Origin of the sequence: Mucilaginibacter corticis (genome assembly GCF_007558865.1) — a bacterium.
Classification (GTDB): domain Bacteria; phylum Bacteroidota; class Bacteroidia; order Sphingobacteriales; family Sphingobacteriaceae; genus Mucilaginibacter; species Mucilaginibacter corticis.
The window spans coordinates 1,106,332-1,128,705 of sequence record NZ_VLPK01000001.1; the positions used below are offsets into that span (position 1 = coordinate 1,106,332).

Sequence of the window (22,374 nt, forward strand, 5' to 3'; positions counted from 1 at the left end):
CCATCATGTTTTTAACAGACGATAATAAAAAGTCATTTAAGGCCATTATCCTTTTAAATGAGATGATCAATGGCTCGCATAAATTCCAGACGGTAGGCAACGGCGATGACAGCGTACTGGAGCCCTTGTTTATTGAATTGATGAGTAAGGGGTATGTACAAACATCGGGCATGTATTACCAGCCTACAGCCAAAGGCCAGGATGTCTTTGACGTTTTTATGAAACGTTATACAGAGTATCTGAAGGTATATGATATCTATTCGTACGTTGACCTTGAAAAAGGCGAGTTTGCTTTTGCCCGTTTTTTTGATTTTGACACCGACGAGGCCTGGTTTGATTTTGCCGGCGCAGAGCGTTTTGACGATCTGCGTATAGCAGTTGCCTTGTTTAAAAAAGTTGACCCGGCCGAGATCGTGTTTATGTCGTTCATTAATGAGAATAGGTTTGACACCACATCAAACGGGTGGCAAATGGACCTAATATCAGACAATGGATGGGACGAGATAGAAGAGATTTGCAGAACTGCCATCAAACCCGATGAAGTTGGCGAGGATGCCATGGTTGACATGATAAGCCAGGGATCAGACCTGATGATAAAACTACTGGAAGAGGAAAGGCAACAACAGCAAAATGACGCTAATTACAATAATAACAGCGGCGAAATAATAGAAGAAGAAACCGTTGAATATTACCAACCGTATTACGACCCCTATTATGTATCGCCAATATGGTTGCTGCCATTGTTTTTGTGGTAGAGTGATTCATCGTTTTGAATATAATCACAAAGCCTCAGTCGTAAGATTTGAGGCTTTGTGATTTTAGTGTGCCAATACTGATCGAGGTTTTTAAACTTTGACCAGTTGAAGCGATTATTTTTATTGGAAATACTAATATATTTATTGACCAAGCCCGGAATACTAAATTTGAAACGAATATCCTTTTTATCGGCTATACAAAGACTAAAAATTAGCATAACCTGTTTTTTTGGTACAGTTCTTCTTTCGATAGGTTTAAAAGTTAATGCACAACAAATAAATAATCGCATAAATCTTCCGGACTCATTAATCGTAGAGGCTTATGAAAAAGCGGCAGATCAAAACATTTTGGCCGCGGTTAATCCAAAAATTTTCTTCGGATATTTTTCTGTTTGTGCGGATGGACAGGGCTTTGGTTATGGTAATACTTATCCTTCGCTTGATGGTCACCAAATGAGCGATGCATTATTGTGGTTAAACCGCCCCGATGTTGTAAAAGCCAACTGGGCCTACGTCAAATCGTTTCAGAAAGCAAAGGGGGAATTGCCTATCGCGATCATGCCAACTATGGCCGGAAAAGAGATAGGGCCAAAAGGTTTTGAAACCAAGGTTGACGGCAATGGCGGGCTTTATAAACATTGGGTGCCGGGCAATCCGCTTAGGGCCCTGGCAGGAACAACTTATATTCAAAATGCTGATGTGATTTATCGTTTCACACAAGATAAAAATTGGTTAAAGAAACAAATTTCATCGGTCAATCTATCGGCCGATTATTTGAGCAAAATGGTCACCAAAGAAGGCCTCGTCGGGGGAGCGGGGTATTATTTGGAACGGCCGACGAGGATAGAATTTGACGGCGTAGCGCAATGTCATGTGGCCGATGCGTTTTTTCGTTTGTCTGTGCTGAATAAAGTTGTAAAAGATGATAAGAGCGCTTTTAAATATAAACGGATAAGTGATTTGATACGAGCCAATTTTAGAAAAAGATTTTGGGTTGGAGATCATTTTGCGGAATATATCAACCCGGATAAAGGCATTGTGTCAAATCATGGCCTGACAGATTGCGATTGGAGTGCAGTGGCATTTGGACTTGCATCAAAGCAACAGCAGCAAATTTTATGGAAGCTATTACAGCACGAGAAACAATTTTATTATGACGAAATGCCTACTGGTATTGCGACAAAACCGGATAGCTATGAAAAGTGGGAAAGCACTTATTCCGACAATCAGGATTTGGCAGCTATGGGCAGGGTTTGGTACATTGAAGCTTGTGCAAGAGCAGCTATGAACGATCCGGAGGGGTTGATCGAAACATTACTTATGGTAAGTAAAAAAGGCGAGGCTAACAATTGGTATTGGCGAGAGCGTTATAATAAAACCGGGGGATACGGTGCTGAGAAATACAATGAATATCCTGCTAACCTGGTAAGAATTATTCAGCGATTTGTTTTTGGTGTAAACTTTGATGTTAATGGTACTTTAATTATGGCACCAATTGCACCGGAACGATATTGGCAAAAAGGGTTTGGCCAAACATTATCATGGAATAATAGATCCATTACTTATATGCTTTCCAAAGACAAGATCCAAGGGTCATACGTTGGATCGCAACCACAAAAAATAACGATAAGGTTAAGAAAAAATATAACTGCTGACAAACGGGTATATGTTGTTATAAATAAAATAAAACACTTAACCGAGGTCAAAAACGGCTGTATTTCTTTCAAGCTTCCCGGCGGAACATCCGGTAAGCCATCTTACTTTTATGTTATTCGTTCTTAGACGCGCTTGGCATCAGGTTGCATAATCGGTGCAAAATATACCTCCGATCTTCGAAGTTTTTAATAATTCGGATTAAAATAAACCTTTAGTGGCCGCAAGTCCAGGAAATAGATAAATCCGAAAAGGTACTTCTCTTTCCAAACGGTTGGGTTTTTGGTAAGAAGCATTATGTCAATATTTTATTTACAAAGTTTACATTAACATTTACAATCCAGATTCGTCAGGCTGAAAGGTATCAAAGTAGATTCGCTAAATAAATTTTAATAGATATGAAAAATAAAAGAAATGTTTTGTATAGCCTGGTTATCATGCTGGTTGGCGTAATTTATTTTCCCGTAAAGGCTCAGCAAAAAAAGGATACTCATCGCGCTAACTTTTCCGGCGAATGGAAAGCTAAAGAGTCGATAAGCATGGGCGGAAATATTGTTTGCACATACGTCGAGGGGGATCGTATGCTATATAAAACGATGAAGATAGCACAGCAGGCAAATTTTCTAAATATACAGGTATCTGATCCGTCTCCCCGCTATGGTCCGGCTACAAGCCAGGAAAAAATTATCTTTAACAGTAAAGCAAGCGACATAGATCGTGGCCACAGTTTCGGAAAAAAGTATACCGTAAACTGGTCAGATGATGGCCAAACCATGACCGTGAACTCAATTGTACGTTTGGTGGCTGCTCAAAAACCAGCATTTATTTACGTAACAGAGGTTTGGAAGTTGATCAATAATGGCAATTCTATTGCTGTTCAAACCAATGCAAGATCTGGCTTATTGGGCCGTGACCGTGAACGTTCCTGGACGACCGTATTCGAGAAAGCCAGCTGGTATTCAAAGTTTTTGTAAAAGCCGGACCTGGTTAGGGCATAGCCGTTGTTTGGTGTTATTTACATACTAGTATTAAAGCCTATGCAAAATGTTTTTAATCGTCGTCATCCTTGAACTGCGGGTCAATTTTCAGGCCGAGCGCTTTTAAACCTTTTCCATGCGGCCCAAAATACGCTTTTGGAAATGGCAGATCGCCATGGACCGTCGACCATAGATACTCGCTAAATATCAACGCGTCTTTATCATTAAGATCGGGTTTTGAAAAGTCCATTCTCGCTGTTAACGGCGCCAATTTTAAAGTGTTTTTACTTGTTATTTTCTTCTTTGGCAGATTCATCTCGTTTATGGCAATAGCCGGCGTTAAAGAAGTATAACCAGTATAATCTGGGGAGTCTTTAAAGCACTCTGTCATTAAAGGCGCCATTGCCACTAACTGATTCATGGGCTGTACGCCAAAAATCTGGCAGATTGTATGCAGCACAGACGATTGGTTATAAAATTTGTTAATAACGGTATGGCGTTTTACATAAGGCCCCGCCACAAAACAAACCGACCTGTGTCCATCTACATGGTCAGTTCCGCTTTGCGGGTCATCTTCATTTACAAATATGGCCATGTCTTTCCAAAAAGGGCTTTTTGAAAGCGCCTGGATGACCCTGCCCGTTGCCTGGTCATTATCTGCTACATAGGCGCGTGGAACAGGCAGATGCTCGTCATACCCGCTGGTGTGATCGTTAGGCAGATAGATGATGGTAAAATCAGGAAAACTGCCTTTTGCTTCGTACTCATTCAGCGCTTTAACAAATACATCGGCCCTTATCTGGTCGGGGATAGTTAAGTTCCAACCCGGGAAACGCAAGTCGCTGTATTTTTCCAGGCTTTTTACCTGGTATCCACACTTATACCATGTAGAATCAGTTTGATCTTTCCATCCGTTGTATAAGTCCGTCCAAGTTTTACCTTTTGTTACATCTGCCAGATCAAACTCCCCAAAATTTCTGAAAGATATCCCTTTACGCAACAGGTGATTCCAGATAAAACCACAACCTGCATAACATAAAGGATCTGTACCAAAGTCATACGCGCACCGCCCGTTTGAAAAATCTTTTTCGTGATAGGGCGAAGATATGCCCTGGGTTGCCCATTGATGGCCGTCACTTGAGTTAACCCCATTACAATAATAATTGTCCAGTAACACAAATTGTTCTGCAAGGCTGTGCGCGTTGGGAGTTACCGGTTTGGCATATTCAACGAGTGCCGAGTCGCAATTTCCTTTACCAAAATCGCCTAATTCCTGGTCAAATTTTTTATTTTCCCTGATGATGTATACAATATGCTTGATTGCAGAAGGCTCACCTACGTTTACCGGAACCGGCTTTGGCCTGGCGTTTAAATTCGCTTCAGCCTGCGCTCTCAGCATTTCGATAAAATGAAAGCCTTTCTCTGCTTTTGCAGTATAGTTGTCTAATTGAGTTTTATTGGCGGGCAGTACAACCTTTTGTAAAGAACCCTGCTTCAGCGGAGTTACATTACCAATAAACAGGTCATGCGTTGTAACACACACCGCGCCCGGAAATCCGCCACCGGCAATAAACCCATACGGACCTTTTTGCGGCTGCTTAGGGTCAATAAGGGCAATTGAATTATTACCGGCATTGGCTGCATATAACACTTTGCCGTTTGGGCTAAATGCTAACCCTGTTGTAAGGCTTCCGTAAGGAAGTGATGGATCAGGTTTGGTATCGATGGTATGTAACACGCTGAATTTTTGGGCATCTATAACACTTATACCGTCACCGCTATCGTCGGTTACATAAAGTAAGTTGCCGTCCGGCGACAAAACCATTGATTCAGGGTAAATGCGGGTTTTTATCTCATGGATTACTTTTCTTGATTGAATATCTATTACCGTAACAGACCCTCGCAAAGCTACAGAACAGTCATCAACGGCAACTTTTGTTCCGGCAGATTCTTCAGTTCTGTCTTCTTTTTTAGGGTTGGGGCCGCCGAAATTGCTAACAAACGCGTACCTTTTGTCCTTGCTGATAACGATAGCGTAAGGGCAAACGCCTACCGGTATTTTGTCCAGCACTTTACCCTTATCAATAGCCACAACAGCAACCTGGTTTGGAATTGCAAGCGCTACATAAGCAATATGATCATCAACTAATCCTATTCCTAAAGGTGTTGTTGTTTTCTTGTCAACAGATAAATCAATTTCTTTTGTCAGTTTAAATCCGCCGGATCTGCTAATGTTTCCTATATATAAATTTCTTTGTGCACCGGTGAAGTAAACTGTCGAATCGTCGCTGCCAACAGCCAGGCCGTACATTGAACCCGATTCGCCTTTTTCATATTCAAACTGATTAAGTACCTTAAAGTTGTCGGCATTGATAACAGCCAGGCCTTTGTTGCTTTTTGAAATGAGCAATTTATTTTGGTAAGCTAATTCCAGATTCAATATTCGGGTTCCTTTGGCTAAATCCAGGCTTAAACCTGCCGGATTGAAGATCTGGCTGTTCACAAACATTTTATCACCTGCAGAAAGTTGGTTCCATGAGGTGTCAGCCGGTGCTTTAACGTCTTTTCTTCGCTCTGGTGTTGCTGGCGCCTGGGCTGCCAGGTATTGACTAAACAAAAGTAAAAAAGGCAAGCATAAGCTTTTTGTCAAAAAAGATTGTGGAACTTTCATATCTATCAGATGAATACATAAATGTAGGTAGTAATTTCTACAATCAAATAATTGTAAATACGTGGATTAAAATTTATCGGTAATGCGTTTTCTACGTGATGCCCGCAATTATAAATTGGGGACGAATATGCCGGCACTTTTCCACTAAAGAATATAAACAAAAAAGCCTCAAATCGAAAGATTTGAGGCTTTTTTGTTTCGGTAGCGGGAGCAGGACTCGAACCTACGACCTTCGGGTTATGAGCCCGACGAGCTACCAACTGCTCCATCCCGCACTATTTTTGTTGGTATTACATAACGGTCATAACATCCGAAATGTTGTTTCCAATTGTAAAAAAGCAATTTGTGCCTCCTTTTAATTGGACTGCAAAGATATAATTCGTTTCTTTGCAGTCCAAATATTATTTTAATTATTTTTCAATGGGTCATAAAGCAGGTTTTGTAAGCATAATTGGTAAGCCAAACGCGGGTAAGTCAACTTTGATGAACGCGCTTGTAGGCGAAAAAATGTCTATCATTACCCCTAAGGCCCAAACTACCCGTCACCGTATCCTGGGTATTGTTAATACAGACGATTACCAGATCGTTTTCTCAGATACCCCCGGCATCATCAAACCGCATTATGAACTGCATGAGCGCATGATGCACCAGGTGGAAGGCTCGATTGAAGATGCCGACCTGATTTTACTGGTTACCGACATTTACGAGGAATATGACGAAGAGGATGTAATTAAAAAACTGGCCGGATCACAAGCGCCGCTGTTGGTACTGATCAATAAGATCGATCAAAGCGACGAAGAGACAGTTAAGAAAAAGATAGAGTACTGGCAGGAAAAACTAAACCCTAAAGCGGTTTTTGCCATATCTGCCCTGCATGGCCATAATGTTATAGCGGTAATGAACTTCGTGATCGAGCACCTGCCTGAGCATCCGGCTTATTATGAAAAGGACGCGCTGACAGACCGTAACGACAGGTTCTTTGCTTCAGAAATGATCCGTGCGCAGATACTGAAACAATATAAAAAAGAGATCCCGTACAGTGCCGAGGTAATTGTGACCGCTTTTGTTGAGGGCGAAAAACTACACCGCATCAGCGCCGAGATCATTGTTGAGCGCGATAGCCAAAAGAACATTATTATTGGCGAAGGCGGTAAAATGCTCAAGATAGTAGGCACTTATGCCCGCAGGGATATGGAAGATTTTTTTCAGCGGAAGATCTTCCTGGAGATGTTTGTAAAGGTTATACCCGACTGGCGCAGCAAGAAAAATTATCTTAAAAAATTCGGGTACGAGTAAGAGAGTCAAGAATCAGGATTTAAGATTCAAGACACAATAATTTATAATAAACGTATATTAGAATTAAGAAATATCAGGGCGGCAAATGTCTTGGTCCTTGTCTCTTGATTCTTGCATCTAATAAAAACATGAGTAACATAGTAGCCATAGTTGGCCGCCCCAATGTAGGCAAGTCGACCTTATATAACCGTTTAACCGAAACCCGCAAAGCCATTGTGGACGATTTTAGCGGCGTAACCCGCGACCGTCATTACGGCACATCCGAGTGGACACACCATGAGTTTACCGTTATTGATACCGGTGGCTACGTAGCAAACTCAAACGATGTGTTTGAGGCCGCTATCCGCGAGCAGGTGGTTATAGCCATTGAAGAAGCCTCTGTTATTTTGTTTTTGGTGGATGTTACTACCGGTATTACTGATCTTGATGATGAGATAGCGACCATATTACGAAAAGGCAACAAGCCTGTATTTGTGGTGGTTAACAAGGTTGATAACAACAGCCAACAGTCGGACGCTACGGTATTTTACAGCTTGGGGTTAGGAGAGATCTATAATATCTCATCTATGACCGGCTCGGGAACTGGAGAGTTGCTGGACGAAGTAGTAAAACATTTCGACGAAGAAAAACTGGAAGAAAACACCCGCCCAAAATATGCTATTGTGGGCAGGCCTAATGTGGGTAAATCATCCATCATCAACTCTTTAATTGGTAAAGACCGTAACATTGTAACGCCTATAGCAGGTACCACGCGCGATTCTATCCATATCCATTATAATCAGTACGGTCATGATTTTATGCTGATAGATACTGCCGGGATGCGTAAAAAAACCAAGGTTAAAGAAAATATCGAGTTTTACTCGGTAATGCGTACCATTAAGGCTTTGGAAGAAGCCGATGTGGTTATCCTGATGATCGACGCGGTTGAAGGGATTGAGTCGCAGGACATCAATATTTTCCACCTGGCCGAGAAGAATAAAAAAGGCGTCATGATCGTGGTGAACAAATGGGATCTGATCGAAAAAAACAATAAAACCACCAAGGTTTTTGAGGACATGATTCGCCAAAAGATAGCGCCGTTTACAGATGTGCCTATCATCTTTACATCAGTTACCGAAAAACAACGGGTACTAAAAGTGATTGACGTGGCAAACCAGGTTTATGAAAACCGCGCCCGTAAAATTTCTACCTCTAAACTAAACGAGGTGATGCTGCCTATCATCGAGCATTATCCGCCGCCATCGTTAAAAGGCAAATACGTTAAAATAAAATATATCACACAAATTGCAGGCTCATCGCCCATGTTCGCATTCTTTTGCAACCTGCCGCAATACGTTAAAGAACCGTACTATCGCTTTATAGAAAATAAACTAAGAGAAAACTTTGACTTCAGCGGCGCGCCAATACAGGTGTGGTTTAGGCAGAAGTAGGTTGATGTGCGGATATGCAGATGTGAAAATGTGCAGATGAGATTTGTAAATAGATGCTTAGATGACTTGATTGACAGGTTAATTTATCATCTGCACATTAATTAACCGCCTCTATTGCTTTTTTCAACGCGGGGTCATTGGCGTTTACGGTTTTAAAGTAGGCTTCGTCGCCCCATTTAAAACGTGCGGCATAGGCTTTAAGCAGCGTTTTGATGTTCTCTTTGGCTACAAATATCTCTTTCGCATCCATATCTTTTACAGTATGTGACGAGTATAGAATAAAGTTGCCAAAGTCGGCATCAGTAACTGTGTAATGATTACAAAAATCATCGGCATTGTACTTGCCCAGCACGGGTTGCATATGGTCGATCACGTAGGCCGAAAAAAGCTGTTTGCTGCTTAATACGCGTGCCACATACGTATTTTGTACGGTATCCTCAGGTACAAAAATGTCCGGCATTATGCCGCCACCACTAAATACTTTGCGGCCCTGCGCGGTATGAAAATTGGTCGGCTTGTTAAAAGCGCTATCCTTTAAGTTACTTTCTTCAGAAAACAACTCGCCTTTTTGCATCCGTTGTGCAAGTTCATTACGGTAGCTCTCTGCGCCCTGGCTGTATGATTTCTGGATTGACCGTCCTGATGGGGTGTAATACCTCGCCACGGTTAGGTTTATCGCGGAGCCATCACCAAACGGAAACTGCTCTTGCACCAAGCCTTTACCAAACGACCGTCGGCCGACGATAACCGCGCGGTCAAGGTCTTGCAGGGCACCTGCCAGGATCTCACTTGCCGATGCCGAATATTCATCTATCAGCAAAGCCAGTTTGCCTTGTTGAAAATTACCAGAGTCGGTAGCAAAATAATCGGTTCGTGGTTCGTGTACGCCTTTGGTATAAACTATCAGTTGTTTTTTGGTTAAAAACTCATCAGCAAGCGCTGTTGCAGTATTCAGATACCCGCCGCCGTTGCCACGGATATCAAGCACCAGTTTTTTCAGGCCGTTTGTTTTTAGTTTGCCTAATGATTTCCTGAAATCGGCATCAGTGGTTGATGCGAATTTGCTTATTTTGATATAACCCGTGGTTGGATTAAGCATATATGCCGCGTCAAGGCTGCTCAGGTCAACGTGGTCGCGTTTTACATTATAAAATTTGGTGATCTTGCTGCCAGCCGGGATAATGGCCATCAACAATTGCGAATCTTTCGCGCCCCTGAACGCTTTGCCCACCTTTGCGACGGTCAGGTGTGTGCCGGCAAAATTTTGATGGTCCACCCCTATCACCTTATCTCCCGGCCGTATGCCGGCTTTATAAGCCGGTCCGTCATAATTAGCCTGGGTGATAACCAGCGTATCGCGCAGCAAAATATATTCTACACCAATGCCGGTAAAACCACCTTCAAGGCGTTCGTTGATAGATGTTGCCTGTTGCGCAGGCAGGTAAACAGAATGCGGATCAAGGTTTTGCAGCAGGTTGTTAACCGTTGAGCCTTCAATGCTATCTACATTTACCGAGTCGACATAGTTATGCCTAACCAGGTCTAAAACCTTGGATACCTTACTTTGGTCAAAATCGATATGCTCGCCAATATGATCACCACTTATGACCAAGCCAATGGTGATACCTGCCAAAACAAGTATAACAGACCTGAAGATTATAGCCGTCGCTTTTTTCATAAATTATGATCACACAAAGTTACTGATTTGCTGCGAGAGCTTTACGCCATTTTGTAAATGTTGTTAAGAGTAACAACCAATAATTAATCACTCTCAAATATTTTACCGATTTTTGCCAAAAATTAATTAAAAATGCAAACCACTACCGAAAAAGAGTCGCATTACAACCACCTGGAGCAGATGAGCGTATTGGAGATCCTTCAAAATATTAATAAGGAAGACCAGACGGTTGCGGTATCAGTAAATAAAGCCCTGCCGCAGATAGAAAAGCTGGCCACGGTAGTTGCCGAACGCATGAAAGCCGGCGGGCGCTTGTTTTACATAGGCGCCGGCACCAGCGGTCGTTTAGGCGTAGTTGACGCCTCAGAATGTCCGCCTACATTTGGTGTGCCGTTTGACTGGGTAGTTGGCATTATTGCCGGTGGCGATGGGGCTATCCGCAAGGCGGTAGAGTTTGCGGAGGACGATACCGAACAAGCCTGGAAAGACCTTTCGGCATTTGATATTAATGATAAAGATGTGGTGGTAGCCATAGCTGCATCGGGCACTACGCCATACGTTATTGGCGGATTAAAGGCAGCCAATCAAAATAAAATAGTTACCGGCTGCGTTGTTTGTAATAGTGGCAGCCCTGTAGCCGCCGAAGCCAATTATCCCGTAGAAGTAGTTACCGGCCCTGAGTTTTTAACCGGCAGTACCCGTATGAAAGCCGGTACCGCGCAAAAACTGGTATTGAATATGTTAACCACCGCGGTTATGATCAGGCTGGGCAGGGTTAAGGGTAATAAAATGGTGGACATGCAGCTGTCAAACAATAAACTGGTTGATCGCGGCACCAAAATGGTAATGGCCGAAATTGGGGTTGACGAAGCTACCGCCGCCGACCTGCTGAAGAAAAACGGCAGCGTAAGGAAAGCCGTAGATTTTTACAATCAAAATAGATAGCCTTAACGGCTTTTTAATTTTGACTTTTTAATTTTGAATTGAGAAAATGCACGAAATAGAACCATATTATAAGTGGCGGGATGACTACATAGCAGCAGAGGACGAGTACTCGCCTTTTTATGCTACGCAGTACAGTGAGTTTGAATTTGATAAACAGGTTTATAATTTTCTGCTGCACCCGCAATGGGATTCGTTCGGCTCAAATACTTTATACATGAAAGTATTGTATGCCGACTACGACCGGTCGTACGCCATTATTGAGTTTATAGGCGAGTGGAACGACGCGATCAATAATGACATTATGCTGTTAAAGCGCGAGATCATTGAATTGATGGTTGACAACGGGATCACCCAATTTATCCTGATAGGTGAAAATGTGCTGAACTTCCACTCATCCGACGATTGTTACTACGAAGAGTGGTTCCAGGATGTAGAGGATGGCTGGATTGCCGGCATTAATTTCAGGCCGCATGTTATCGAGGAGTTTAAGCGCAACAATATTGATTATTATATCAATTTTGGCGGCGAGCTGGACGATCTGAACTGGCGGGCCTTAAAACCTTTACAGCTATTTAAAAAAGTTGAAGAGCAGTTAACAAAGAGGTTGAATTAGTTTTGAGATTCAGGATATAGGTTTGAATTTGTAACATTTAAACTATTTCTCAAGTCTCATGTCACAAATCTCATATCTATAAAGTAAATTCGTATAATTATTAAATTGAATAAATAAAAAATGGAAAATAATAATCCAAACTACGTTTACGAAAACGTAATACAAATCAATGAGGCCGATTCGTCTCGTAAATTTCTTGCCAATGTATTTTTATGGATGTTTATAGCTTTAGGTGTATCTGCATTTTGCGCTTATGCTTTTGCTACCACGCCATCATTACTACAACTAATGATTGATACTACCACAAACCAACTTTCTACATTTGCATACGTTGTTATGTTTGCACCACTGGCGTTTGTGCTTTTAATTCGTTTTGGCCTTAATAAAATATCTTACCCAATTCTTGCGCTGTTATTTGTGGCTTATGCAGCCGTAACAGGTATGAGCTTAAGCTTTATCCTGTTAATTTACACAGCGGGATCAGTAGTAAGCGTATTCTTAACCGCATCTTTATTATTTGGTGTAATGGCAGTTGCCGGTTATACAACACACCAGGACCTTACAAAATTTGGTTCGATCATGGTGATGTTACTGATAGGGATAGTAATTGCCAGCCTGGTGAACATGTTTATGCACAGCAGTGGTTTAGATATGATCATCGCTTATGTAGGTGTGGCGGTATTTGTGGGCCTTACAGCTTATGATGTGCAAAAGCTAAAACGTATTGGCGCCGGTATTGAATACGGAGACGCGTCATCTAAAAAAATGGCATTAATGGGTGGCTTAACCCTGTACCTTGATTTTATCAACCTGTTCTTAATGTTACTGCGCGTTTTCGGCAGAAGAAGATAATAATCAGATAACTCATTATTAAAAGCTGCCTCCAAAAAAGGCAGCTTTTTTTATTACATAAATAGGATATTAGGGCTTACATAAGCTATTGCACTTTACAACTTTATTACGCACCTTTGCACTGCTTATAGAGAAAGACGGAGGGATTAGACCCTGCGATGTCTTAGCAACCTGTTACTTAACAAGGTGCTACATTCTACTCGGGCCGCTACAGCCACCCGGGACAGATAAGTGAAAGTCAATACAACACCCGACTTTTCGAAATAAGCTTTTTTACAGTTTGCAGTTTTAAGTACGCAGTTTGCAGTTTTTTGCTATTTAAAAAGACGGTTGCTGCCAACTGAAAACTGGCTACTGCCAACTGATGCAAATGAACATAAAAGAAGAATTAAAAAAACGCATTCTTATTATTGACGGGGCAATGGGTACCATGATACAGCGGTACCAGTTAACCGAGAAGGATTTTCGTGGAGAGAGATTTAAAGATCATCCGTCAGACCTGCAGGGAAATAATGACCTGCTTAACCTGACGCGCCCCGACGTGATCAAGGCCATCCATGCCGAGTACCTTGATGCCGGCGCGGATATTATTGAAACCAATACATTCAGCACACAGGTAATTTCATTGGCCGATTACCACATGGAAGAACTGGCTTATGAAATGAGCTACGAAGGCGCGCGCATTGCCCGTGAGGTTGTAGACGAATATAATTTAAAAACACCTAATAAACCGCGTTTTGTGGCCGGCGCTGTTGGCCCTACTAATCGTACCGCTTCGTTATCGCCTGATGTGAATGACCCGGGTTACCGTGCCGTTACGTTTGATGATCTGGCCAATGCTTACTATGACCAGATCCGTGGTTTGGTTGATGGCGGATCTGACTTGTTACTGATCGAAACCATTTTTGATACGTTAAACGCCAAAGCAGCCTTGTTTGCTGCCGACAGGTATGCCCAGGAAAGCGGCAAGCACTTACCTATCATGATCTCGGGCACTATTACAGATGCATCAGGCCGTACCCTTTCAGGGCAAACGGTTGAAGCATTCTGGAACTCTATCCGTCATGCTAATTTATTGTCGGTAGGTTTAAACTGTGCCTTGGGTGCGCGCGAAATGCGCCCGCATATCCAGGAGCTTTCTGAAAAAGCCAATGTGTTTATTTCGGCTTACCCTAATGCCGGCTTGCCGAACGAGTTTGGCCAATACGACGAAACCGCGCACGAAACCGCGCACCAGGTTGACGATTTTATGAAAGCCGGACTGGTAAACATTGTAGGTGGTTGCTGCGGTACTACGCCTGATCATATCCAGTGTATTGCCGAAAAAGCCGCTAAATATCCGCCGCGCCCTGTCCCTGAAATTGAACCGTACATGCGTTTAAGCGGACTGGAAGCAATAACTATTACGCCCGAAAGTATTTTTGTGAACGTGGGTGAGCGTACCAACATTACCGGGTCGCCAAAATTCTCAAAGCTGATACTGGCCGAGAACTATGAAGAAGCCTTGACCGTTGCACGCCAGCAGGTGGAAGGTGGCGCACAGGTTATCGACATTAACATGGACGAGGGGATGATCGACTCGGAAGCGGTGATGGTGAAATTCCTGAACCTGGTAGCATCCGAGCCGGATATTTCAAAACTGCCCATCATGATCGACTCGTCAAAATGGACGGTTATAGAAGCAGGATTGAAATGTATCCAGGGAAAAGGTATAGTCAACTCCATCTCGTTAAAAGAAGGCGAAGAGAAATTTAAAGAATATGCCCGTAAAATATTAAGCTACGGCGCTGCCACAGTGGTAATGGCTTTTGACGAAACCGGCCAGGCCGATTCATTGGAACGCCGTAAAGAGATCTGCGAACGCTCCTACAGGATCCTGGTAGATGAAGTTGGTTTCCCTCCGCAGGATATCATTTTCGATCCGAATATCCTGACTGTAGCAACCGGGCTTGAGGAGCATAACAACTACGCGGTTGATTTTATTGAGGCAACCCGCTGGATAAAACAAAACCTGCCTTACGCTAAAGTAAGTGGCGGTGTAAGTAATATATCGTTCTCCTTTAGGGGGAATAATGTTGTTCGCGAAGCGATGCACTCGGCATTTTTATACCATGCCATTAAAGCAGGTATGGATATGGGTATTGTTAACGCCGGGATGCTGGAGGTTTACCAGGAAATTGACAAGCAACTACTTGAACTGGTTGAAGACGTATTGCTAAACCGCCGCGACGATGCTACCGAACGGCTGGTTGAATATGCCGATACTGTAAAGAGCAAAGGCAAAGAAATTGTGCGCGACGAAGAATGGCGCAAAGGGCCGGTTGCCGATCGTTTATCGCACGCGTTGGTAAAGGGTATCATTGAATACCTTGATGCTGATGTTGAAGAGGCTAGGCAGCAATACGCCAAACCGCTTGAGGTGATAGAAGGCCCGTTGATGGACGGGATGAACATTGTAGGCGATCTGTTTGGTGCGGGTAAGATGTTTTTGCCACAGGTGGTAAAATCTGCCCGGGTAATGAAAAAAGCGGTGGCTTACTTACTGCCATTTATCGAGCTGGAGAAACAACGTGTTATTGACGCAGGCGAAGATTCGAGCGGAAGCCGTGCCAATGCAGGTAAAGTGTTAATGGCGACTGTTAAAGGCGATGTGCATGATATCGGCAAAAATATAGTAGGCGTGGTACTGGCCTGTAACAATTTCGAGGTGATAGACCTTGGGGTGATGGTACCCGCGCAACGTATTATTGAAGAAGCAAAGAAACAGGAGGTAGATATCATAGGATTAAGTGGCTTGATCACACCATCCTTAGACGAAATGGTGCATTTTGCCAAAGAGATGGAACGCGAAGGTTTTACTATTCCGTTGATTATTGGCGGCGCTACCACGTCACGGATCCATGCCGCGGTTAAGGTTGCGCCAAACTATTCGGGCGCGGCAATACATGTGCTGGATGCTTCAAGAAGTGTTACCGTTTGCAGTAACCTGATGAACCGCGATACCCGCGATAGTTACATACAGGGCATTAAAGACGAATATGAAAGAGCCCGCGAGGCTCATGCCAATAAAAAATCAGATAAAAGATTTGTAACATTAGAGCAGGCCCGTGCTGATAAGTTTAAGATAGACCTGGATAAGATAGCGCAAAAACCTGCTTTTACCGGCACTAAGGTTTTTGAGGCCTATCCGCTAGCAGAATTGGTTCCATATATCGACTGGACACCTTTCTTCCACACTTGGGAACTGCGCGGCAGCTTTCCAAAAATATTTGACGATAAATTTGTAGGTGTTGAGGCTAAGAAGCTGTATGACGACGCGCAGGTACTGTTAAAAGAGATTGTAGATAATAACCTGTTGCAGGCAAACGGCGTTATCGGTTTCTGGCCGGCAAATGCGGTTGGCGATGATATTGAGTTATATACTGACGAGAGTCGCACGCAATTATTATCCCGCATTCATACCCTGCGCCAGCAATCAGAAAAAGTAAAAGGCGAGCCCTATTACGCTTTATCTGATTTTGTTGCTGATAAAGAAAGCGGCAAGGCTGATTATTTCGGCGGATTTGCCGTAACCACAGGCATTGGCTGCGATGAACTGGTTGCCCGGTTTGAAAAAGATTACGACGACTATAACAGCATTATGGCCAAAGCTTTAGCAGACAGGTTAGCCGAAGCATTCGCCGAAAAAATGCACGAACTGGTACGTAAAGAATACTGGGGATATTCAAGCAACGAAGCCTTAACGGTTGAAGAATTGGTGAAAGAAGAATACCAGGGCATCCGTCCGGCACCGGGTTATCCGGCTTGCCCTGAGCATACTGAGAAGATCACACTGTTTGACTTGTTGAAAGCCGAAGATAACGCGCATATGCACTTAACAGAAAGCCTGGCCATGACACCGGCAGCATCTGTTAGCGGGTTCTATTTCGCGCATCCCCAGGCAAGGTATTTCGGCCTGAACAAGATCAGCAAAGACCAGATAGAAGATTACGCGCACCGCAAGAGCATGAGTGTAGAAACAGTTGAGAGATGGTTGGGGCCAAATTTGAATTATTAGCCCTCGACCCCCTAAAGGGGGAGAAAAAGATCAAAAATTTTATAATATTTAACCATTAAACCAAAAATTCCCCCTTTAGGGGGTTAGGGGGCATGAAGATTACCGAACATATAGCAAACGCCAAAGGAAAACCTCTTTTCTCGTTTGAGTTATTACCACCAATTAAAGGCCAGGGCATCCAGGGGATTTATAACGCCATTGACCCATTGATGGAGTTTAAACCGCCGTTTATTGACGTTACCTCGTCGCGCGAGGAACCTGTTTATAAAGAGCATGCCAACGGTTTGCTTGAGAAAGTGAGCTACCGCAAGCGCCCCGGCACTGTTGCCCTTTGCGCCGCCATTATGAATAAGTATGGGGTCGACGCCGTACCGCATTTAATTTGCGGTGGCTTTACCAGGGAAGAAACAGAATATGCTTTAATAGACCTGCAGTTTTTAGGTATTGAAAATGTGTTAGTGCTACGTGGCGATGCCCGTAAAACAGAATCGTCTTTTGTGCCTACCCCCGGCGGCCATAGTTATGCAACAGACCTGTTAGAACAGGTAACCAACATGAACAAAGGTAAATACCTGCATGAAGACCATGAGGCTGTAAAGTCTGATTTTTGTATCGGTGTTGCGGGTTACCCCGAAAAACATTTTGAGGCGCCAAACCTGAAAACAGATTTTAAATACCTGAAACAGAAGATCGACAACGGTGCGGACTTTATTGTAACCCAAATGTTTTACGATAACAGCAAGTACATAGAGTTTGTTAAAAATTGCCGCGATAACGGCATCAACGTACCTATCATACCGGGACTTAAACCTATTACGTCATCAAAGCAATTGATCAACTTGCCGAAGATCTTCCACATAGATATTCCTGATGCTTTAAGCGATGCGGTGCATGCCTGCAAATCAGAAGCGGACGTAAAAGAGGTTGGTATTGAGTGGATGATCAGCCAATGCAAGGAACTGATCCAAGCCGGTGCACCGGTAATGCACTTTTACACCATGGGTAATCCCGGCCCGACGAAACGGATAGCAGAAGCGATATTTTAAAAAACAGTTATTTTGGGGTGTCACCCTGAGGCCCTCGAAGGGTAAGCGTAAAGGCCGGCGCACATACTTCGACAAAGCTCAGTATGACACCCTTTTCTTTGCGCCTCTACTTTTTATCGGTATGCTCGTAGATCTCAAACTTTGTAACCACTGAGTCTTTGCTGAAATATACGATCAGGCTTTTCTTGTGAGCCGGTTTCTTACGGTTAAAGTCAAAGCTGTCATCCAGGATCTGGTAGGTAAACTGTAGTGAATCCCGTCTTTGCGGTCTGCCCAACGAATCGATCACCTGCCTGTAAGTAAGCCCTTTGATATGATGGTTTTTCATTAGATCGTCTACAATATCATCGCGCAGCGGGTAAGTAAGGCCATCGCCATAACTCCATTTCTGGCGGTCAAACTTACTCCCGCTTAAACTGCAGCCGGCTAAGGCTATAAACAACAGAAATAGTAAATATGGCTTCTTCATCATGGCGCTAATTTAAGCCAAAACTAACAAAGCCTTTTGGATGGCTCAAAAATTAATTTTGAATCACCTTGTTGTACTGTTTATGGGACTTTGTGCTTAGAGGGATTAAAGCGCAAGAAAGATCTCATTTTTAATTTCCGGTATTATCCTCTTCTCCAAAGCGGTGTCAAATAATAGCTGTATAGCTTTCCGGCCCTCGTCGCCTAAGTCAACCGAGTATTTGTTTACATACAACTCAATGTGTTTATACATCACTTCTTCGCTCATTTCCTGCGCATGCTGACGGATAAAGTCGAGGCCTGATTTAGGGTTGGCAAAGGCAAATTCTACAGATCTGCGTAATACCCGGTTGATCTTATGCTGAATATCCAACGGTAAATTACGATTGGCTACGATACCACCCAGCGGGATGGCGCAGCCGGTTTCTTTCTCCCAGTAATCGCCCAGGTCGATGATCTTCTTCAGGCCCTTATCCTGGTAAGTGAAACGGTTTTCGTGGATGATGAGCCCTACATCCACCCTGCCCTCTAAAACCGCGTTCTCAATATCAGAGAACATAAGCTCTACCTTGTTGGTAGCGTTAGGGAATGCCAGTCCCAGTAAAAAATTGGCTGTAGTGTATTTGCCGGGGATACCGATCTTCAGCTTGCAGTTTTCAGTTTTTAGTTGTTCCTGTAATTTTTCGGGATCGTCCTTGCAGATCAGCATCGGACCCACACCGAAGCCCAGCGCGCTGCCGGCACCCAGTAAAACATATTTATCTACAATGTAGGCAAAGGCGTGATAGCTTAGCTTGGTAATATCCAGTTCGCCGCGAAATGCCTTTTGATTAAGCGTTTCCACATCATCATAAAACACCTCGAAATCCAGTCCTTCGGTATCAATTTTATGGTGAATTAAAGCGTCGAAAATAAAGGTATCATTAGGGCATGGCGAAAAGCCGAGGGTTAGTTTCATTGGGTCAGAGATTAGTGGCTGGTTGATCAGAGATTAGGCTTAAACATTCACTAATTCGCTCATTAATAAACGACCTATAACTCCCTGATCAGTTCCTGCGCAAATGTATTCAGATTTTTAACAGCAAGCCCTATCTGCCAGTTATCGCGGTTGCGTTTTTCTACATAATTTGACACTGCCCTGATCTGCACACAAGGCACTTTAAGGGTATGGCAGGCATAAAAGAAAGCCGCGCCTTCCATACTTTCCAATTGCGGATTAAGGCGGTTGGTAATTGCCGCTATATTGGCCTCATTGCCATGCACTGTATTTACAGTAATGGCTGATACCTTATTCAAATTTATTTTTCTGGTAAAATGTGCAAGGCTGCCGGTGGGTGCAAAGATCCCTGCGCCTAAACCTAATTGTTCAATGCTGATAAAACGGGTATCGTCTTCGGCCCCAAGTTCGGCAAAGGTGTCTTTGGTTATCTCTACCACGTCGCCCAGTTTGATATTATGGTCAAAACTGCCAGCAATACCCAGGTTGATCACCAGGTTATACACGTTATGCGGTAAATGCCTGCCCAAGGCGAAAGCCGTAGGTACCATTCCTGCCCCGGTTATCAAGACCGAGCAGTTAGCTACCGACGCATGCCGCGGTACAAACAGGTTATCGTCTTCGTCAGACTTTTGCATACCCAACGCATCCATTAAAGGCTGTACTTCGGGCTGGGTAGCGGCAACAATTAGTATGCGCATGTCATTTTTTGTTTAGGCTAATATACTATTTTAAGTTTGCAGTGGGCAGTTTGCAGTTTACAGCAATGTTAACATTCAATCCTGCAAACTGTTTATTACCTTCTGCAAACTGATCCCTGCCAACTATTAACTGCAAACTTAAAATAAGTATATTTGCATCCATTAAATATTATGATGATACACATTACGCGCAAGGAACATTTTAATGCAGCCCATAAAATGTACCGTGATGAATGGAGCGCAGAGAAAAACGCCGAAGTATTTGGCAAATGCGCCAACCCCAATTGGCATGGCCATAACTATAACCTGTTTGTAACCGTAAAGGGCGAGGTTACACATGCCACCGGCTATTTGATCGATTTAAAAGAACTGAAAATTATCATAAACGATTACGTGATACAAAAGCTTGATCATAAAAACATTAACCTTGATGTTGAATTTATGAAAGGTAAAATGGCATCGACAGAACTGCTTTGTATTGAGATTTTTAACCAGCTAAAAGCACCTATTGAAGCCTATGAGGGCGTGTTTTTACACTCGGTAAGATTACATGAAACTGAAAACAACTCGGCAGAGTATTTTGGTGATTAAACCTGCACAATGATCTACGACGACGACGACAACATTCCGGACAGGAATGAAGACATTAACGGTTACGAAAAAGTTGACCGATACAATCCACAGCTTATTGAAAATCTGTCGGGACATTATAAAGAGGTACTGAAGCAACTAGGCGAAAATCCGGAACGCGAAGGTTTGTTAAAAACCCCCGAGCGTATTGCCAAAGCTATGTTGTACTTAACGCATGGTTATGACCTTAATCCCAAGGAAATATTAAACTCGGCTTTATTTAAAGAAGAATACAGCCAGATGGTGGTGGTTAAGGATATAGAGGTATATTCTATGTGCGAGCACCATATGCTGCCGTTTTTTGGCAAGGCGCACATTGCATACATCCCTAACGGGCATGTGGTTGGGCTAAGCAAGATCCCACGAGTAGTTGATGCTTACGCACGCCGTTTACAGGTTCAGGAACGTTTGACCAATGAGATCCGTGATTGTATCCAGGATGCACTGCAGCCCGTTGGCGTTGGTGTGGTAATTGAATGCAGGCACCTTTGCATGTGCATGCGTGGCGTACAAAAACAAAATTCGGTAACCACAACGTCCGCATTTTCGGGTGGGTTTTACCATGAAAAAACAAGAGCTGAGTTTTTACATTTAATTTCTTCGAAATTAAGTTAGGCCCCCCGGCCCCCTAAAGGGGGAGTAATGGTGGCTAAAAATATTTGATTATAAACTTTAAAAATTCCCCCTTTAGGGGGTTAGGGGGCAACATGAAAGCATACATTTTTCCAGGACAAGGCGCGCAGTTTGTAGGTATGGGTAAAGACCTGTACGAACAGTCTGACAAAGCACGCCAATTATTTGAGCAGGCAAATGATATTTTAGGTTTCCGTATTACCGACATAATGTTTAACGGTACCGACGAAGATCTTAAGCAAACCAACGTAACCCAACCGGCTATTTTTTTACACTCGGTTATATTGGCTAAAGTACTGCCTGATTTTGCGCCGGATATGGCGGCAGGCCATTCTTTAGGCGAGTTTTCGGCTTTAACAGCTGCAGGTGCTTTATCTTTTGAGGATGGTTTACGCCTGGTTGCGGCGCGTGCCAATGCTATGCAAAAAGCCTGCGAGATCCAACCGTCAACTATGGCTGCAATTTTAGGTTTGGATGATTTTACTGTCGAGGATATTTGTCACCGCATAAGCGACGTAGTAGTACCTGCAAATTACAACTGTCCGGGGCAACTGGTTATCTCGGGTACCATATCAGGTATCGATCAAGCCTGCGAATTAATGACTGCGGCCGGCGCTAAAAGAGCCTTAAAGCTGAATGTTGGCGGCGCGTTCCATTCTCCTTTAATGGAGTCGGCCCGTGTTGAGCTTGAGCATGCCATTGTGCATACCACCATTAACCAGCCTGTTTGCCGCATTTACCAGAATATTGATGCCAAACCTTATACAGATCCTGAGCAGATAAAACACAACCTGATAGCGCAGCTTACAGGCCCGGTAAGGTGGACCCAAACCGTGATGCATATGTTAGAAGATGGTGCTACATCATTCACCGAAGTTGGCCCGGGTAATGTTTTACAGGGGCTAGTTAAAAAGGTAGACCGGGCAATGCCCACGGCGAGCGCCTCACTACAACAATAATTTTTAAAGCCGC

18 protein-coding genes, 1 tRNA gene and 1 riboswitch are annotated in these 22,374 nt (G+C 43.4%); of the genes, 13 read left to right on the forward strand and 6 right to left on the reverse strand.

The features are described 5' to 3' along the window. Positions 1-5: 5 nt before the first annotated feature. From FO440_RS04810 to FO440_RS04820, 3 genes are all read left to right on the forward strand, one after another. Positions 6-755 carry a hypothetical protein gene (locus FO440_RS04810; RefSeq protein WP_144247079.1) on the forward strand — a complete coding sequence of 250 codons (750 nt, stop codon included), beginning with the start codon at positions 6-8 and terminating at the stop codon, positions 753-755. A 168-nt stretch (positions 756-923) separates the two neighbouring features. Continuing rightward, on the forward strand, positions 924-2,537 hold the full coding sequence (locus FO440_RS04815; protein WP_144247080.1) for a hypothetical protein: 1,614 nt from the start codon (positions 924-926) through the stop codon (positions 2,535-2,537). A gap of 269 nt (positions 2,538-2,806) precedes the next feature. Then, entirely contained in the window at positions 2,807-3,382 is a 576-nt protein-coding gene (locus FO440_RS04820) for a hypothetical protein (RefSeq protein ID WP_144247081.1), read from the forward strand. A gap of 76 nt (positions 3,383-3,458) precedes the next feature. On the opposite strand, the gene FO440_RS04825 is transcribed toward FO440_RS04820, so the two are convergent. Beyond that, positions 3,459-6,017, reverse strand: a complete 2,559-nt coding sequence (locus FO440_RS04825; protein ID WP_186292567.1) for a bifunctional YncE family protein/alkaline phosphatase family protein — start codon at positions 6,015-6,017, stop codon at positions 3,459-3,461. Between the two features lie 241 nt (positions 6,018-6,258). Further along, positions 6,259-6,331 (reverse strand) — tRNA-Met (locus FO440_RS04830). A gap of 145 nt (positions 6,332-6,476) precedes the next feature. Here FO440_RS04830 and era point away from each other — a divergent pair. Both era and der read left to right on the forward strand, forming a co-directional pair. Then, complete coding sequence (gene era, locus FO440_RS04835; RefSeq protein ID WP_144247083.1) at positions 6,477-7,352, forward strand: GTPase Era; 876 nt, start codon at positions 6,477-6,479, stop codon at positions 7,350-7,352. Between the two features lie 128 nt (positions 7,353-7,480). Next, complete coding sequence (gene der, locus FO440_RS04840; protein WP_144247084.1) at positions 7,481-8,782, forward strand: ribosome biogenesis GTPase Der; 1,302 nt, start codon at positions 7,481-7,483, stop codon at positions 8,780-8,782. A 97-nt stretch (positions 8,783-8,879) separates the two neighbouring features. On the opposite strand, the gene FO440_RS04845 is transcribed toward der, so the two are convergent. Continuing rightward, positions 8,880-10,460 carry a S41 family peptidase gene (locus FO440_RS04845; protein WP_144247085.1) on the reverse strand — a complete coding sequence of 527 codons (1,581 nt, stop codon included), beginning with the start codon at positions 10,458-10,460 and terminating at the stop codon, positions 8,880-8,882. Between the two features lie 132 nt (positions 10,461-10,592). Between FO440_RS04845 and murQ the strand changes: the two genes are divergently transcribed. The 5 genes from murQ (at position 10,593) to metF (ending at position 17,973) form a co-directional block, all read left to right on the forward strand. Then, positions 10,593-11,405 carry an N-acetylmuramic acid 6-phosphate etherase gene (gene murQ / locus FO440_RS04850; RefSeq protein WP_144247086.1) on the forward strand — a complete coding sequence of 271 codons (813 nt, stop codon included), beginning with the start codon at positions 10,593-10,595 and terminating at the stop codon, positions 11,403-11,405. Positions 11,406-11,451: 46 nt separating this feature from the next. Further along, positions 11,452-12,018, forward strand: coding sequence for a hypothetical protein (locus FO440_RS04855; RefSeq protein ID WP_144247087.1), 567 nt, complete (start codon positions 11,452-11,454; stop codon positions 12,016-12,018). Between the two features lie 120 nt (positions 12,019-12,138). Then, complete coding sequence (locus tag FO440_RS04860) at positions 12,139-12,870, forward strand: Bax inhibitor-1/YccA family protein (RefSeq protein ID WP_144247088.1); 732 nt, start codon at positions 12,139-12,141, stop codon at positions 12,868-12,870. A gap of 122 nt (positions 12,871-12,992) precedes the next feature. Further along, a riboswitch (SAM riboswitch) is annotated at positions 12,993-13,104 on the forward strand. Between the two features lie 136 nt (positions 13,105-13,240). Further along, positions 13,241-16,927 (forward strand): methionine synthase, encoded by a 3,687-nt coding sequence (gene metH / locus FO440_RS04865; RefSeq protein ID WP_144247089.1) that lies wholly within the window; start codon positions 13,241-13,243, stop codon positions 16,925-16,927. Between the two features lie 92 nt (positions 16,928-17,019). Then, positions 17,020-17,973, forward strand: a complete 954-nt coding sequence (metF, locus tag FO440_RS04870; RefSeq protein WP_144247090.1) for a methylenetetrahydrofolate reductase [NAD(P)H] — start codon at positions 17,020-17,022, stop codon at positions 17,971-17,973. Between the two features lie 106 nt (positions 17,974-18,079). Here metF and FO440_RS04875 read toward each other — a convergent pair whose 3' ends face one another. The 3 genes from FO440_RS04875 to mqnB all read right to left on the reverse strand — a co-directional run bounded on the left by FO440_RS04875 (position 18,080) and on the right by mqnB (position 20,139). Further along, the gene (locus FO440_RS04875) at positions 18,080-18,445 is read right to left on the reverse strand and encodes a hypothetical protein (protein ID WP_144247091.1); all 366 of its coding nucleotides are present in this window, start codon (positions 18,443-18,445) and stop codon (positions 18,080-18,082) included. Between the two features lie 102 nt (positions 18,446-18,547). Then, positions 18,548-19,399 (reverse strand): menaquinone biosynthesis family protein, encoded by an 852-nt coding sequence (locus tag FO440_RS04880; RefSeq protein ID WP_144247092.1) that lies wholly within the window; start codon positions 19,397-19,399, stop codon positions 18,548-18,550. 74 nt (positions 19,400-19,473) lie between these two features. Further along, complete coding sequence (mqnB, locus tag FO440_RS04885; RefSeq protein ID WP_144247093.1) at positions 19,474-20,139, reverse strand: futalosine hydrolase; 666 nt, start codon at positions 20,137-20,139, stop codon at positions 19,474-19,476. Between the two features lie 174 nt (positions 20,140-20,313). On the opposite strand from mqnB, the gene FO440_RS04890 reads away from it, so the two are divergent. From FO440_RS04890 to fabD, 3 genes are all read left to right on the forward strand, one after another. Next, entirely contained in the window at positions 20,314-20,730 is a 417-nt protein-coding gene (locus FO440_RS04890) for a 6-pyruvoyl trahydropterin synthase family protein (protein ID WP_144248205.1), read from the forward strand. A gap of 9 nt (positions 20,731-20,739) precedes the next feature. Then, positions 20,740-21,384 carry a GTP cyclohydrolase I FolE gene (gene folE / locus FO440_RS04895; RefSeq protein WP_144247094.1) on the forward strand — a complete coding sequence of 215 codons (645 nt, stop codon included), beginning with the start codon at positions 20,740-20,742 and terminating at the stop codon, positions 21,382-21,384. Between the two features lie 92 nt (positions 21,385-21,476). After that, positions 21,477-22,361: an ACP S-malonyltransferase gene (fabD, locus tag FO440_RS04900; RefSeq protein ID WP_144247095.1), complete on the forward strand. Its 885-nt coding sequence runs from the start codon at positions 21,477-21,479 to the stop codon at positions 22,359-22,361. Positions 22,362-22,374 lie beyond the last annotated feature (13 nt).

Bases quoted from the DNA above. Each gene is read 5' to 3' on its own strand.
- folE (WP_144247094.1), top strand. From the start codon at position 20,740: ATGATCTACGACGACGACGACAACATTCCGGACAGGAATGAAGACATT.
- era (WP_144247083.1), top strand. From the start codon at position 6,477: ATGGGTCATAAAGCAGGTTTTGTAAGCATAATTGGTAAGCCAAACGCG.
- FO440_RS04810 (WP_144247079.1), top strand. From the start codon at position 6: ATGTTTTTAACAGACGATAATAAAAAGTCATTTAAGGCCATTATCCTT.
- FO440_RS04875 (WP_144247091.1), bottom strand. From the start codon at position 18,445: ATGATGAAGAAGCCATATTTACTATTTCTGTTGTTTATAGCCTTAGCC.
- metF (WP_144247090.1), top strand. From the start codon at position 17,020: ATGAAGATTACCGAACATATAGCAAACGCCAAAGGAAAACCTCTTTTC.
- FO440_RS04845 (WP_144247085.1), bottom strand. From the start codon at position 10,460: ATGAAAAAAGCGACGGCTATAATCTTCAGGTCTGTTATACTTGTTTTG.
- murQ (WP_144247086.1), top strand. From the start codon at position 10,593: ATGCAAACCACTACCGAAAAAGAGTCGCATTACAACCACCTGGAGCAG.
- mqnB (WP_144247093.1), bottom strand. From the start codon at position 20,139: ATGCGCATACTAATTGTTGCCGCTACCCAGCCCGAAGTACAGCCTTTA.
- metH (WP_144247089.1), top strand. From the start codon at position 13,241: ATGAACATAAAAGAAGAATTAAAAAAACGCATTCTTATTATTGACGGG.
- der (WP_144247084.1), top strand. From the start codon at position 7,481: ATGAGTAACATAGTAGCCATAGTTGGCCGCCCCAATGTAGGCAAGTCG.
- FO440_RS04880 (WP_144247092.1), bottom strand. From the start codon at position 19,399: ATGAAACTAACCCTCGGCTTTTCGCCATGCCCTAATGATACCTTTATT.
- FO440_RS04860 (WP_144247088.1), top strand. From the start codon at position 12,139: ATGGAAAATAATAATCCAAACTACGTTTACGAAAACGTAATACAAATC.
- FO440_RS04855 (WP_144247087.1), top strand. From the start codon at position 11,452: ATGCACGAAATAGAACCATATTATAAGTGGCGGGATGACTACATAGCA.
- FO440_RS04820 (WP_144247081.1), top strand. From the start codon at position 2,807: ATGAAAAATAAAAGAAATGTTTTGTATAGCCTGGTTATCATGCTGGTT.
- fabD (WP_144247095.1), top strand. From the start codon at position 21,477: ATGAAAGCATACATTTTTCCAGGACAAGGCGCGCAGTTTGTAGGTATG.
- FO440_RS04890 (WP_144248205.1), top strand. From the start codon at position 20,314: ATGATACACATTACGCGCAAGGAACATTTTAATGCAGCCCATAAAATG.